A 13914-nucleotide genomic window follows, 5' to 3' on the forward strand; every position below is an offset into this window, starting at 1 on the left:
TCATTTGCGCGGTGAAGGAGATATGAGTCACAGTTATGATTCAGACCCTGTAGCCCAAGAGTTAAAGCAAACGATTCAAATACTACCTAACAGCATCTTTAAATGTAAGTTGAGTGACAAAGGTACACCTATGATGACCTTCCATGAGGGTGCTTTAGCCGAAGAATTCCAGTTAACAACGGAAAAAGTGCAAGGCCAGTTTATCAACACTGTCCTTAATAAGCGAGTATTAGCACAATGGAAAGACGCTTTCACCCGTGTATTTGAAGGGGACACCGTCGATTTTGAGTTCAAGTACGCCAACCGTGTTTTTCACACCTTTGCCAAGCCAGTGAAAGAGGAACATCAAGGCCAAACGATCGTCAAAGAGGTTGTTGGTTTTGTATCCGATATTACAAGACAGAAACAGGATCGGGATCGTTTACGTGAGAGTGAAGAACAGCTTCGGACCTTGATAAATGCTATACCGGATGTCGTGTTTCTCAAAGATGGAGAAGGGCGCTGGTTAGAAACCAATCACAAAGCCCTCCATTTCTTTAAGCTAGAAGATGTGGATTATAGGGGTAAAAAGGACGATCAACTGGCGCATCATAGTCAGGATTATGCGGAGGCCCTGCGCACATGTATTGATTCGGACGAACTAGCCTGGCAACAAGGGGTCCCTACGAGAGTAGAGGAAGTCATTAACCAGCCGGATGGTACGTCCTCAATTTTTGATGTGGTCAAAGTCCCAATATACTATACAAGTGGGGAGCGCAAGGGATTAGTTGTCGTCGGTCGCGACATTACTGACCGTATGATGGCAGAGGAGGCCCTGCGCAAAGCAGAGACCATGAATGTGGTAGGCGAGCTTGCAGCAGGCGTCGCACATGAAATACGCAACCCATTAACAGCGCTCAAAGGGTTTGTGCAGTTACTTGAAATCAATCAGGATCAAATGGATCAGCGCTATCTCGATATCATGCACTCAGAAATTGAACGTATAGAGTTTATTATCAATGAATTTCTAGTCCTAGCTAAACCACAGAGCCTTAGCTATGAGAAACTGAGCATTGCGACACTCGTGAATAATACGGTGACACTATTTGAGACTCAAGCGATCTTAAGTAACGTTCAAATCTTTGTCGAGTCAGAATCGGAACTTCCACTAGTTTATGGTGAGCAAAGTCAACTTAGGCAGGTCTTTCTTAACCTTTTAAAAAATGCAACCGAAGCGATGCCACAGGGGGGTTCTATCCATATTAAAATGACACATCCGCATACAGACTGGGTTCAGATCAGTTTCATTGACAGCGGGATAGGTATACCGCCTGAAAGGATAAAAAGACTTGGAGAACCGTATTATACGACGAAGGAAAAAGGGACAGGCCTCGGGCTCATGGTCAGCTATAAAATTATCAAGAATCACCAAGGCACCATCAATGTTGAGAGCGAATTAAACAAAGGCACCAAATTTGATATTCATTTACCGAGCGCAGACCATGATATTTGAATGAGTTCATGATAAAATATAGGATGATTGGATAGAGCAGATACAATGTTCTGTTAGGTAATCCAAATGAAAGAGATTTATCATCTTAGGAGGAATAAACATGAACATGTTTTTTAATCAGTATATGGACGATATGATTAAGCCCATGAGAGAAGAGCTTACGAATGCGGGGTTTAAAGAACTCATGACACCGGAAGAGGTAGCAGAGACGTTTGAGCAAACGAAAGGAACGGCTCTCGTGGTGGTCAACTCTGTTTGTGGATGTGCGGCTGGGCTTGCTCGTCCGTCTGCTATTGCTTCTCTTAAACATGACAAAAAGCCAGATCATCTCTTTACTGTCTTTGCCGGACAGGAGAAAGAAGCAACCGCTAAAGCAAGAGAATATTTTGAAGGGTACCCTCCTTCTTCACCTTCATTCGCTCTAATGAAAGACGGCAAGATTGTGGGCATGGTAGAGCGTCATGACATTGAGGACAATGACCCAGAGAACATCGTCGGTAAATTAACGACTCTATATGATGAGTATTGTGGCTAAAACACACAGGTTACAGGGAAAAAAGATGTGATATCCTTTTTATCCTGTGTAACACAATTTACAGCGAGCTTGGACAAACCAGGCTCGTTTTTTTATGTGCCACGTTTACATGATTATCACAAGATTACGAGTCTCTAATTTTAAAGGTTTAAAGTGGGTGTTAAATTATCGGTCAGTTATCTGAAAATAAAAAAAGGCGCAACATAGGTTGGCGCCTGTTCTGATCTATCTTAGAATTGATGAGCGTTTATAGAAGGGTAAGGGATAATAATTAATAATCTGGTTCTACTTATATTAAAATGTGTATCCATTTAAAGTGCGTGTCCTTTTAAAATGCGTGTCCTTTACTCTGAGATAAGGGCTTCCTTAAGCTCGTTGGTGGAGTGAGCCCACATGTTTTCATCATGTGACTTCAAGAATTCACCTAAGACTTTCTTAGAAGACTCATCCATATGTTCCACCATGATATAACGTTTTAAAGCTTTATCCATCTTATTCACATGTTCAGGCAGATTTTTATAACCACGTCTGATCTCTGTGTCAACGGACATTTCGCATGCCGTGATGCCAGCGTAATAGGGTCCCTCAGGCCCATTGTCAATGGCTACCCACACGAGCCAATACGGTCTGCCATTAGGTACATCATCTTTATTTGGTAGGAACTTAATTCTTTTTTCAATCGCACTTTTGGCATGTAGTGCGCCTAAATCAACGTAGGCTTCTTTATCCTCTACGTCTACGATCACTGGCGATAAGTTATTTAAATTAAGCGTGCCAACACCGAATCCACCGTGACCGCCCGTGGAATCACTACTCACAATGGTAAATTGGTTATTTTTTTTATTGCCTTTTTGGCTATTATTGTTAAACATGTTCGCCGTTCATCCTTTCCCGTGTACCTTCATTGTATTTCGATCATACCATATTATAAGCCGAAATGCATGGTGGAGAAACGATCAATACGAATGGCTTTGTGACTTGTAACGATGAAACAACTCTTGTTATAATGAGTACAAACACATAGCAAGTCAGGGTTACACTATTGTACCGAATGGGTATGAGTAGCGTAAGCTGATAGATGCTGCTAAGTTGATAGCATGATCACAGCTGAACCATTTTCATTTTCCCGAGGAGGGTGAGATACAATGTTAACGATTACTGAAAGTGCAAGTGTGAAAATCAAAGAAATGCTAGCAGGTGAAGAGGGAAACCCTTATCTACGTGTCGGTGTCCAAGAAGGAGGCTGCAGTGGGTTTACGTATGGCATGGGCTTTGATGTTGATAGACATGATACGGATACTGAATTAGAGCAACATGGCATACCTGTTATTGTTGATGAGAACAGCAAACGGTTCCTATCAGGTACTGTCATTGATTACAAAGAGAACATGATGGGTGGCGGGTTTACGATCGACAACCCTAACGCAACGGTATCTTGTGGTTGCGGAAGTTCTTTCCGCACTAATGAGGCTGAAGGCAAGCCAGAGGAATGCTAGAAGGACACTGGCGCCCGTTTGAAAATTGGTGACGGGTATTCTTTACTTAGATATTGCCTTATTTGTATAGCCTTTACACCTTAATTTTAAGGTTTTTAACACCTTCAATGGGAGACGATGTTCTTAATGTCCATTGAGGGTGTTTTTTGTTGGCTTAATCTGGTATAAGTGGTCGGAGTCGGTAGCATTCCTTTAATGTCTGCGTTAAAATGTAGGTAAGATGTGGAAGTCGGTCACGTTCATAGCAACAGGGGTCACTCGTTGTCGTGCTTGGCAACCTTGTTATATGTTACATACAAACGGCATAAGTGAAATAGAGGGAGGCGTATAGGATGTTTGGGCTAGATTCGTATCTACAGGATTATAGTGGACTATTGCTCGTGGCCCTTGTCATTGTCGGCATTTTTCTAGTCCGTCAAGATCAAAAAGAGTGGGTGACTGTATATGAGGCGTCTAGTAGGACCATTCAACGTGCACAAGCAAGGTTTGCCTTCCTACGTAACAATGGGGTCAAGTGCCGAATGAAGACCTTATCACCTAGAGGCATGTCTAGGGGAGCCCAAGCGAATCCTGTGATGATGACGACCGTTCGAGTCGATGTCCACAAAAAAGAGGTCAACAAGGCTCGGGAACTGTTGTCCAACTTTAACGATGATGCTTAATGCACCATGACATGAGACACAGAATATAGGTAATATACGTCTGAGTCGTGAGTCTTCTTTTATGAGGATGGGGTGTGAGCGAATGGCTTACCATTATTTGTACTTATTGTTTCTTTATCATTTTAATATCACGAGAGACTATTATGAATGTCACGATGTCTTAGAAGAATTATGGTTCGAGACCCAACGTGACCGTTTTTACCAGGGGTTACTTCAAGTGGCAGTGGGATTGTATCATTTTCGCTGGCATAATCCCCAAGGCGCTATTTTGCTATTAGAAGGTGCAGTGGAGAAACTTGCCCCATATGAAGAGATTAAAAGAGGCATTAACGTGGGTAAAATAAGGGCCGAAGCACATGACTATTTACAGAAGCTCTACTATCTGAAGACCCATCCCTTTGAATTTTACGATCTCACGATTGATATTGTAGATGAAGAGCTAAGAACGATGGTCCATGACATTGCACGAGAAGTGCATCATACTGAAACGGATTAATTTAATTTAGGAAAGAGGTCATAGTGTGATTATCTTAGAGCATGATCAGCAATTTCACTTGGTCAAACAACATGACCATGCGCAGGCGTCGGGACAAATCGCCAGGCAGATGAACATCCCACGACTGACGTTTGACTCACGAACGGATGACGTTTATATTGCGGTTGACGAGCACGATCGCGGGTGGATTGATCTAGATGAAACCCCAATTTGGAATGATAAGACGCAGACGCCGTTCTCTTTTGAGGACTATCCGTTATACCCGAAGCTTCAATTCTATCGTCTGGGGCTAGATGAAGTGGAGGTACAAAGCCCATACGCTGCATTATTATGTAGTTTGCACTACGCTTCATTTTTCGAAGATGTACAGGATTCGAAGGCACTGGCTTTCTATGAGCAGGAGCGGACCAGACAGCGGAGATTACTCCAACAGCTAGCGTTATGGGAAGAGGATGACCATGAAGCGATCGACACCTTTTATGACCTATTACAATTCTGTGATCATCTTTCATTATTCATATGCCTGAGTACCGTAGACAAAGAGGAGGAAAACTTCAGATGGCAGGATAATGGCTTCCGTCAGCGGTTCGAACACCTAGATTTTGAGCATATCATGCCTCGTTGGGTAGACGAAAGTACCATTGCGCTCACGCCTTTTCCCTTACATGAACCGACACGGGTGACGGTTAAGGAAAAAATATTAACAGCCTCAGAGATTGAGCAACACGGTTTGGCAGACGCTTACCATGCAGCCTCATACCGAGAACGTGAAGTATTATTAACGTCGGGGTAAGTCTGTATAAAGGTGAGGCCAACGAGTACAGGGACAACCGATGATGTTATCATCTCCTAAAAGGAAAGTAGACGTGTTAGGTGTTGAGGGCGTAATAAAAAACCACCAATCTAGGACCAGTATACGAGTTTACAAGTATGTGGTCACAGTGTGGTGGTTTTCGTGTATACACTCACTTCCAACTTTTTATCTCCAATGGAAGGGGGTTTGTTGATAGACATAATAATTGAGCCAATTCATGAACAGGAGATGTGAATGAGCGCGCCAAGTATACGCGGGTTTTTGGTTCACGTCATCATCGGGATAATAATGAACGGGCATTTGAACGTTGTCTCCTTTTTTGATGTCTCGGACATACTCATTGTGTAACGTGAGGCAGTCATATTCAGGATGACCGGTTAGAAAGATATGCTTACCGTCTTGACTTGCGGCTAGGTAAACACCAGCTTCATCCGATTGTGCCAGTAAGTCTAGTCCCTCTGCTTGCTCAATGTCCTCTCTCAGATTTTCTGTAAAACGGGAATGAGGCGCAGTAAACGTGTCATCAAACCCTCTTAGCAACTCTACAGTCGGTTTTAACACACGATGTTCGAACACCCCGGATAATTTTTGCTTCCTTTCGACTTTAGGAATACCATAATGATAGTACATGCCGGCTTGGGCGCCCCAGCATATATGTAACGTTGACGTCACGTGATCTAAACCCCATGACATAATCTCCGTGAGCTCTTCCCAGTACGTGACCTCTTCAAAAGCGAGGCGTTCGATCGGTGCACCGGTGATAATCATGCCATCATATTTATTCTGCTTAATATCGCTGAACGTATGGTAAAACTGTTCCAGATGAGCTTGTGACGTCGTTTTAGATTGGTGAGTCCCAGGTCTTAATAACGTGAAATTAATCTGTATGGGATTATTACTAAGCAAGCGTAGGAGTTGCGTTTCAGTTTTGATTTTCTCAGGCATCAGATTAAGGATGACAATGTTTAATGGTCGGATATCCTGTGTCACGGCACGGCTTTCTTCCATAACAAAGATGTTTTCTTTTCTTAAAATATCTTTGGCAGGTAAAGTATTAGGTATATTAATCGGCATGGTCTCTCCCTCTCTCTACAACCTCTTCTCTACTCTATTGTTCTCATTATAAGGAGAATTGGTCATACTTACAATCATAACGCTACAAATTTAAAAGATTTTCCATTAATGAGTCACACCGTTATGACATAGGCAGGTACATTCTTTTTTTGATATAATCCTGAATGATGATTGGTAACACCGTGGGGTGGTATGCGGTACATAGATGCACCGTCATTCGTTATGGAAAGAGGGAGTGCTTTTGAATAGCAAAGTCTTGATCGGTGTAGGGACTGGAGGAGCAGTGGGCGCCCTATTGCGTTATATGATCTCTAACATGTTTATGGAGTCTGTCATGTTCTATAGTACACTCCTCGTTAATCTTCTGGGAAGTTTAATCCTCGGTGGCCTAACAGGTTTTGTGCTAGCAAGACAGATGCAAGAGTGGCTGAAAGCGAGTATCGGCGTCGGTTTTTGTGGCGGCTTTACGACCATGTCCACCTTCGCTTTGGACGTTGTCGCGTTGACACAACAGACAGTGATCCTGGGGATGATCTATGTGGTCCTTTCTATTTTTGGTGGGATCGCCTGTGCCCTTATGGGTCTGATCCTGGGTGAGTGGATTGGCCATAACCGAGCCCCCAAGGACGCTCGAACGGAGTGACAGTTCTAATTAAAGAAAGAATTGGAGGGGTGCCTGTGAATATGATGGTTATGATCGGCGGTGCCTTGGGGGCCATAGCACGCTACACGCTAGGTCTGATGTGGATGAAGTCCTTTCAACATGCACCCATTCCCACAGCAATGATTGCCGTGAATGTGTTCGGGTCATTGGTGCTAGGGGGTTTTGTTGGTATCATATCTCCACTAGACACGCTTAGCGATGAAAGGATGATTTATGCCCTGTTTGGTATTGGCTTTTTAGGGGCATTCACGACGTTTTCAACCTTTAGTGTCGAAGCCCTTACGTTGTGGCGGCGACGTCGTCGTGTTGTTTTTTTAATATATGTGACGTTGAGTGTCGGCGGAAGTGTCGTCGCTTTCTTAACAGCTTATTACTTGGGACTCATGATTTAAATTTCATCATTGTCATATCTTGTTTCTTTGGTCTATTGTTCCCTGAGCAATAGGCTTTTCTTTTATTTTTTATTACATAAGGATACCGCGACAAGGGTAAATTAGAAGAAGGGATTTGATGAGGCGTAGATCACACTGGGAGGCAATCCATGAGTACTCACGAGCCTAATGACACGTCCGTTAGAGATAGATTACAAGCAGCATTAGTCCGAGGAGATATTGAATCATTTCGGCAAGCGTTTCTACATATGCATCCCACTGACCAGATGGACAACCTGTCTCGCTTTCCTTCTGAACTAAGGCAAAAGGTGTACTATTATTTATCGCCATCTGAATTTGCAGACATCTTTCAAGAGTACCATCGTAAGAAACAGAAAAGTCTCATCGTGGAGTTAGATGACCATTACACACTCGATGTGATAGACCATATGCAAACGGATGATGTGGTTGATTTTCTATCTGAATTATCGAAGGAAAAGCGTCGATTTTTTCTAAAACGGATGGATGATGCCACAGCGCAGGAAGTCAGCACGTTGCTCACTTACCCTGAAGAGACGGCTGGGGCCATGATGACCACCGAATTCATCTCGATATCTGTAGAGGATAAGGTTGAAAGAGTGTTACACCGGCTACGCCAAGAGGGACCGGATGCGGAAACGATCTATTATCTGTACGTGACAGATCAACACAAGCGTTTAGTAGGTGTGGTGTCCCTAAGGGAACTTATGACGTCCCCTCTGCACACGCAGATACAGGAAATGATGAAAACAAAAGTGATTGCCGTTGATGTGCGAAAAGATCAAGAGGAAGTGGCTCAGCTTATCCAAAAGTATGATTTGTTAGCTGTGCCCGTTATTGCACATGGGCGCCTGGTGGGCATCGTTACCGTTGATGATGTCATCGATGTGATCGAAGAAGAAACGACAGAAGACTTCGAGGAAATATCAGCAGCCAAGGGGGCTGTCAATTTAGAAAACGGAGCGTGGGACTCGTCTAAAAAACGACTTCCATGGCTCATTCTATTACTTTTTATTGGGCTGATCACGGCCACGATAGTGAAGAGCTTTGAAGAAACGTTAGAGCGTGCGGTACTGTTGGCCATGTTTATTCCTATGATTGCTGACATGGCAGGGAATACGGGTACACAATCCCTGGCGGTCGTTGTCAGAGGGTTAGCATTAGGCAAACTAAATAAGGAAACCAAAGTGCGCTTGCTTAAAAGAGAAGCGTTCACGGGAGTCATATTGGGGCTTGTGTGCGGTTTCGTCATCATGATTATATCTCAGGTCGTCACAGAAGGGGAGCCGCTAATAGGCTTTGTTATCGGTCTTTCCCTATTTTTCATACTGGTTATCGCCACACTCGCAGGAGCCGTCGTTCCCCTTATCATCAATAAATTTAACATTGACCCTGCTGTGGCTTCAGGTCCGTTTATTACAACAATCAATGATATCTTGGGACTACTCATTTACTTTTATATCGCCACACTTTTACTCGGTCACCTGATGGAGTAAAGACCACACTATGAATAGGAGGATGTAGAATGGATCAAGATTTACAATTAATGAAATTGCTAACGGAGACCCAGGGACCACCTGGCTTTGAAGAGCGCATATATCGTGTATTCCAACAAGAAATGACCCCTTACGCCGATGATGTTATCAAAGATAACCTAGGAAGTATTGTGGCTAAGGTCGGGCAACAAGGACCTAAAATCATGATGATTGGCCATCTTGATGAAGTGGGCTTTATGGTCAGTCGCATTACGGATCATGGCTTTTTGCGCTTAAAACCGTTAGGGGGTTGGTGGGGGCACGTCATGCTGTCCCAAAGGGTTCATGTCCTGACGTCAAAAGGAGACTTAATCGGTATCATCGGCTCCAAGCCGCCGCACGCTTTGTCCATAGAGGAAAGAAAAGAAGTGGTTAAAATTGAGCATATGTTTGTGGATATTGGGGCCGGTAGTCGAGAAGAAGCGGAGGAAATGGGGGTGCAAGTGGGAGATCCGATCACAACCATCTGTCCATTCGAGGTGATGGGCAACCCAAAGCATCTGCTATCGCGTACGTGGGATAATAGAGCGGGATGTTATGTGGCCATTAAAGTGTTACAACGTTTAAAAGCGGAACAAGACGCGTTACCGAACCAAGTGTTTGCCGGTGCGAGTGTGCAAGAAGAAGTCGGTTTACGTGGAGCTGGTACTTTGACACATAAGGTCAACCCAGATATCGGTTTCGCGTTAGACGTCGGCGTCGCGGGCGACACGCCAGGCATGAAAGAAAAGGACAGTAACACAAAATTAGGAGACGGACCGTTAATCGGTTTCTTAGATCGGAGCATGATCCCGCACCGACCGCTGCGTGATTTTGTCGTTGATATTGCAAAATCAAACGATATACCTTACCAAATTGAGATTATGGAAGGCGGGGGGACAGACGCAGGTCGTATCCATACCACATTGGAAGGTGTCCCATCCTTAGTTGTGAGTGTGCCTTCACGGTATATCCACAGTCATGTTTCGGTCGTTCATCGAGACGATTTAGACCATGCCGTAGAGCTTCTCGTACAAGTGGCGAAGCAATTAGATGCAACAGCTGTAGAAAAAATAAAAGGTCTCTAAGCGTATACGCATCTCCCTTAAGAGAACAAACAACGAATGTCTCAACTGGACAACGTTGTTTGTTTTTTTGTGTTTGAGGTTGGACGCAAAGCGTTCACTTTCTCCAGTGCTTGTTGTGCGAAAGCGCTTTTACTAGTACAATTTTAAATAGTGCGAAAATACATACTCGGCAGTATTTACGAAAGGGTGGCGCACACTGATACCCAAACGTCAACGGCAACTGCGATTCGGTCTAAAATTGAAGATGATTTTACTTATCTGTGGACTCTTAACCGGAACAACGCTACTAATAGGGCTTTTCGTTAACCTCATTATCACCGAGACAATTGAAGAACAAATCGGTAAACGTGCCCTCAACTTAGCTCATGCTGTCGCACTCATGCCTGAAATTAGGGAGGCTTTTGAGGAGGAAAACCCCTCAGATAGGATCCAAAACATTATTGAACCTATCAGGCAAGCCACAGGTGCAAAGTTTATTGTCATAGGTAACACAGATGGTATTCGTTATGCCCATCCCTTACCTGATAGATTAGGCAAGCAGATGGTGGGTGGGGATAATCAGCGCGCTTTACAAGAGGGTGAGTTTTACACTTCAGTCGCAATCGGTTCACTAGGTCCCTCGCTACGGGGCAAGGGACCTATTCGCTCCATGGACGGAGAGATCGTCGGAATTGTATCTGTAGGTTTCATGATCGAGCATATTGATACTGTGATGCTAACCTACAAGAAGGAATTGTGGTTCACTCTGTTGTTGGTTCTCGTCTTGACCATAACGGGCGCCATCTTTATTGCCTCCCACGTTAAGCGAGCGATCTTAGGTCTTGAACCTGAGGAAATTGCCCATCTGTATATCCAAAAAGAAGCGACCCTGCAGTCTATACATGAAGGGATTGTGGCTGTTAATCACAAAGGTGAAATCACACTCATGAACCACGCAGCACAGAAGCTCATCAAGGGTCAAAAACATGAAAATGGCGCTACATATGATGATTATTTAGGACGCCATGTAACGGATGTCCTGCCCCAAACGAAAATGCTTGAAGTCATGGAAACAGGTCAAAGTCAGTATCATGCAGAGATGGTATTGGGGCATCACGTCGTTGTCGTTAATAGAGTTCCTATTTTTTACGAGGGTAAGGTTGTAGGGGTTGTGTCCTCCTTTCGCGATCGTTCTGAAATCGATCGTCTCAGTCAGGAACTCAATAGAATTAAACAGTATGCAGACGCCCTACGGGCTCAAACCCATGAGTTTACAAACAAACTCTATACGATATCAGGCTTACTTCAGTTAAAAAAGGAGAAGGAGGCCATCGCCCTTATAAACCGTGAGAGTGAGTGCCAGCAGCAATGGATGCATTTCCTTGTCCGGGACGTACCTGATCCATTAATCAGTGCCATCATATTAGGCAAACTGAATAGAGCTCATGAATTAGGGGTTGAAATGATCATTGATGAAGAAAGTCGGCTTACTTATGAGACGGAGTCACAGGAGAGAGAACCCTTGCTAACAATCTTAGGCAACCTGATTGAAAATGCCCTTGAAGCCTCTTTATCTACTCGTGGCAAACCGAGAGTTAAGGTGTCATTCACAGACTTAGGTCATGACCTGATCTTCGAGATAGAAGATTCCGGTCCTGGCATTCCTGATGACAAAGTGGAACAGATATTTACAGGGGGGTACTCAACCAAGCAAGGCCACCACAGAGGGGTGGGGCTTGCCCTAGTCAAACAAGCCGTTTACGAGCTAAATGGTCATATTATCCTAGAAGAAAGCGAATTAGGCGGCGCTTGCTTTAGTGTGATTGTGCCTAAAAACGAGCGTCAAGAAAAGGGAGGATAAAGATGTCTCCGTATCAAGTGCTAATCGTTGAAGATGATTTTAGAGTAGGACAGATTAATGAACAGTTCGTCCAACAAATACCGGGATTTGAGGTCATAGGTGTGACACATACTGGACGAGATACATTACGATTACTCCGGTCTCATACACCTGATCTTATCTTGTTAGATGTCTACATCCCGGATGTGACGGGGATGGACTTATTCTGGCAGATCAAAGAGCAACAACGTGAAGTGGATATCATCATGATAACCGCGTCTAAGGAAGTGCACACAGTCAAAGAGACACTTCAAGGAGGGATATTTGATTATTTAATTAAACCTATTAAGTTTGAACGACTGAAAGACACATTACAACGATTTAACCAACAGAAACAGCTGCTCGAAAAAGAAGAGGTCGAACAGGACGATGTGGATCAAATTTTACACCAAGCCAGAATAGAAACGGCAACTACAAGTCATTCTCACAATTTACCAAAGGGCGTCGATCCAATGACACTAGAAAAAGTGAAAAGTGTTGTTCATCACCGAGGCGTAACCGCTGTAGAAGTAGGGAAGAAGATTGGCGCGAGCAGAACGACAGCGAGACGATATTTAGAATATTTAGTCCGGGTTAAGAAGGTAAAGGCTGAGCTTATATATGGCGATGTAGGTCGACCTGAACGTCGTTATTTTCTGCTGTGAACAAAATGAACAAAATGATGCTTATACGACTTATTGTTTTTATTGAGATAATCTTTCCCTCTTGAGATCTGGGTGTTAATCTTTTTAGCAACAGACTTAAAGGGGGATTTTTTATGCCATTCATATCTTGTAAGCGCTTATATTTTTTAACCATGCTTTTATTTTTGAGTTTGACCTTACTCTTAGCCGCTTGTAGCACAGAAGACACTCAAGGTCAATCGGCTGAACAAGGGGCACAGGAATGGGAACCGGACAAACCTGTTGAGTATATTGCGCCTGCGAATCCGGGTGGGGGATGGGACACCCTCGCACGTACAACTGCACAAGTGTTAGAGACAACTGGCCTAGCTTCTCAGCCTTTGCCTGTGGTAAATAAACCTGGTGGAGGCGGTGCAGTTGGCTGGTCATACATGGCCGGTTTCGAAGGAGACCCTCACAAATTATTTGTCACAAGTCCACCGATTATCTTAGTGCCGCTAAATGGGAATTCTGAATATGATCATACCGATTTTACACCGATTGCTCGTCTCATTACCGATTACATGATCGTTGGTGTGAAGGAAGATTCAGAGTATGAAACGTTTGACGATTTACTAGAGGCATTAGAGAACAATCCACAAGACGTCAGTATAGCAGGGGGATCAGCTCCCGGAAGTATGGACCATATTGCTATTGCAGGTGCTGTTAATGCTGCTGGACTTCCGGCCAAGGAAATCAATTATGTTCCGTTTTCTGGGGGTGGAGAAGCGATTACTTCATTACTCGGAGGGCATGTCGATGTGGTGATTACAGGTGTTGGAGAGTCAACCCAGCATATTGATGCAGGGGAGATGAGAGTATTGGCTGTTTCAGCCCCTGAGCGTCTACCACATTTACCCGACACCCCTACGATTTCAGAGTCAGGCTTCGACTACACCTTTGATCTTTGGAGAGGTGTGATGGCGCCTAAGGATATGCCGGATGAAGCTGTGACATACTACGAAAATTTGTTTGCAGAAATGCAAGACACGCCTGAGTGGGAAGAAGCCCGCGATCAGCTTGGCTGGACGGATGCCTACTTAACTAGCGAGGAATTCGAAGCCTTTCTCGATGAGCAGAGCGCATTGTTTGAGGACATATTAGCGGAAATCGGTATGACTGAATAGT

Annotated in this window: 15 protein-coding genes; 13 read left to right on the forward strand and 2 right to left on the reverse strand. The window is 44.0% G+C overall.

Features of this window, described 5'->3' with window-relative positions:
• Positions 1-4 precede the first annotated feature (4 nt).
• Positions 5-1492 (forward strand): PAS domain-containing sensor histidine kinase, encoded by a 1488-nt coding sequence (locus JKM87_RS01900; RefSeq protein WP_202077311.1) that lies wholly within the window; start codon positions 5-7, stop codon positions 1490-1492.
• 100 nt (positions 1493-1592) lie between these two features.
• A complete protein-coding gene (locus JKM87_RS01905; RefSeq protein ID WP_202077313.1) occupies positions 1593-2027 on the forward strand; it encodes a BrxA/BrxB family bacilliredoxin in 435 nt (144 codons plus the stop codon).
• A gap of 344 nt (positions 2028-2371) precedes the next feature.
• Here JKM87_RS01905 and JKM87_RS01910 read toward each other — a convergent pair whose 3' ends face one another.
• A complete protein-coding gene (locus JKM87_RS01910) occupies positions 2372-2899 on the reverse strand; it encodes a YwhD family protein (RefSeq protein ID WP_202077317.1) in 528 nt (175 codons plus the stop codon).
• 273 nt (positions 2900-3172) lie between these two features.
• On the opposite strand from JKM87_RS01910, the gene JKM87_RS01915 reads away from it, so the two are divergent.
• The 4 genes from JKM87_RS01915 (at position 3173) to JKM87_RS01930 (ending at position 5474) form a co-directional block, all read left to right on the forward strand.
• Positions 3173-3523 (forward strand): HesB/IscA family protein, encoded by a 351-nt coding sequence (locus JKM87_RS01915; protein WP_202077320.1) that lies wholly within the window; start codon positions 3173-3175, stop codon positions 3521-3523.
• A 332-nt stretch (positions 3524-3855) separates the two neighbouring features.
• Positions 3856-4185, forward strand: coding sequence for a hypothetical protein (locus JKM87_RS01920; protein ID WP_202077323.1), 330 nt, complete (start codon positions 3856-3858; stop codon positions 4183-4185).
• Between the two features lie 82 nt (positions 4186-4267).
• Positions 4268-4681: a DUF309 domain-containing protein gene (locus JKM87_RS01925; RefSeq protein ID WP_202077326.1), complete on the forward strand. Its 414-nt coding sequence runs from the start codon at positions 4268-4270 to the stop codon at positions 4679-4681.
• A gap of 25 nt (positions 4682-4706) precedes the next feature.
• Positions 4707-5474, forward strand: a complete 768-nt coding sequence (locus JKM87_RS01930) for a DUF3891 family protein (RefSeq protein WP_202077328.1) — start codon at positions 4707-4709, stop codon at positions 5472-5474.
• Between the two features lie 186 nt (positions 5475-5660).
• Here the strand turns inward: JKM87_RS01930 and metA are convergent, their stop codons facing one another.
• Positions 5661-6569, reverse strand: coding sequence for a homoserine O-acetyltransferase MetA (metA, locus tag JKM87_RS01935; RefSeq protein WP_202077330.1), 909 nt, complete (start codon positions 6567-6569; stop codon positions 5661-5663).
• 241 nt (positions 6570-6810) lie between these two features.
• Between metA and JKM87_RS01940 the strand changes: the two genes are divergently transcribed.
• The 7 genes from JKM87_RS01940 to JKM87_RS01970 all read left to right on the forward strand — a co-directional run bounded on the left by JKM87_RS01940 (position 6811) and on the right by JKM87_RS01970 (position 13913).
• Entirely contained in the window at positions 6811-7212 is a 402-nt protein-coding gene (locus JKM87_RS01940) for a fluoride efflux transporter FluC (protein WP_236838499.1), read from the forward strand.
• 41 nt (positions 7213-7253) lie between these two features.
• The gene (gene crcB, locus JKM87_RS01945; protein ID WP_236838556.1) at positions 7254-7625 is read left to right on the forward strand and encodes a fluoride efflux transporter CrcB; all 372 of its coding nucleotides are present in this window, start codon (positions 7254-7256) and stop codon (positions 7623-7625) included.
• A gap of 149 nt (positions 7626-7774) precedes the next feature.
• Positions 7775-9139 carry a magnesium transporter gene (mgtE, locus tag JKM87_RS01950; protein WP_202077336.1) on the forward strand — a complete coding sequence of 455 codons (1365 nt, stop codon included), beginning with the start codon at positions 7775-7777 and terminating at the stop codon, positions 9137-9139.
• Between the two features lie 29 nt (positions 9140-9168).
• Positions 9169-10245, forward strand: a complete 1077-nt coding sequence (locus tag JKM87_RS01955; RefSeq protein ID WP_202077338.1) for a M42 family metallopeptidase — start codon at positions 9169-9171, stop codon at positions 10243-10245.
• A 244-nt stretch (positions 10246-10489) separates the two neighbouring features.
• Positions 10490-12085, forward strand: coding sequence for an ATP-binding protein (locus tag JKM87_RS01960; RefSeq protein WP_202077341.1), 1596 nt, complete (start codon positions 10490-10492; stop codon positions 12083-12085).
• Between the two features lie 2 nt (positions 12086-12087).
• Complete coding sequence (locus JKM87_RS01965) at positions 12088-12768, forward strand: response regulator (RefSeq protein WP_202077344.1); 681 nt, start codon at positions 12088-12090, stop codon at positions 12766-12768.
• Between the two features lie 113 nt (positions 12769-12881).
• Entirely contained in the window at positions 12882-13913 is a 1032-nt protein-coding gene (locus tag JKM87_RS01970; RefSeq protein WP_202077347.1) for a tripartite tricarboxylate transporter substrate binding protein, read from the forward strand.
• The last annotated feature ends 1 nt before the right edge of the window (position 13914 follow it).

This window comes from Caldalkalibacillus salinus, from assembly GCF_016745835.1.
GTDB lineage: Bacteria > Bacillota > Bacilli > Caldalkalibacillales > JCM-10596 > Caldalkalibacillus_A > Caldalkalibacillus_A salinus.

What these genes read in the sequence shown, in the direction of transcription:
- JKM87_RS01905 (WP_202077313.1), top strand. Translation starts at nt 1,593, where the DNA reads ATGAACATGTTTTTTAATCAGTATATGGACGATATGATTAAGCCCATG.
- JKM87_RS01910 (WP_202077317.1), bottom strand. Translation starts at nt 2,899, where the DNA reads ATGTTTAACAATAATAGCCAAAAAGGCAATAAAAAAAATAACCAATTT.
- JKM87_RS01915 (WP_202077320.1), top strand. Translation starts at nt 3,173, where the DNA reads ATGTTAACGATTACTGAAAGTGCAAGTGTGAAAATCAAAGAAATGCTA.
- JKM87_RS01920 (WP_202077323.1), top strand. Translation starts at nt 3,856, where the DNA reads ATGTTTGGGCTAGATTCGTATCTACAGGATTATAGTGGACTATTGCTC.
- JKM87_RS01925 (WP_202077326.1), top strand. Translation starts at nt 4,268, where the DNA reads ATGGCTTACCATTATTTGTACTTATTGTTTCTTTATCATTTTAATATC.
- metA (WP_202077330.1), bottom strand. Translation starts at nt 6,569, where the DNA reads ATGCCGATTAATATACCTAATACTTTACCTGCCAAAGATATTTTAAGA.
- crcB (WP_236838556.1), top strand. Translation starts at nt 7,254, where the DNA reads ATGATGGTTATGATCGGCGGTGCCTTGGGGGCCATAGCACGCTACACG.
- mgtE (WP_202077336.1), top strand. Translation starts at nt 7,775, where the DNA reads ATGAGTACTCACGAGCCTAATGACACGTCCGTTAGAGATAGATTACAA.
- JKM87_RS01955 (WP_202077338.1), top strand. Translation starts at nt 9,169, where the DNA reads ATGGATCAAGATTTACAATTAATGAAATTGCTAACGGAGACCCAGGGA.
- JKM87_RS01960 (WP_202077341.1), top strand. Translation starts at nt 10,490, where the DNA reads ATGATTTTACTTATCTGTGGACTCTTAACCGGAACAACGCTACTAATA.
- JKM87_RS01965 (WP_202077344.1), top strand. Translation starts at nt 12,088, where the DNA reads ATGTCTCCGTATCAAGTGCTAATCGTTGAAGATGATTTTAGAGTAGGA.
- JKM87_RS01970 (WP_202077347.1), top strand. Translation starts at nt 12,882, where the DNA reads ATGCCATTCATATCTTGTAAGCGCTTATATTTTTTAACCATGCTTTTA.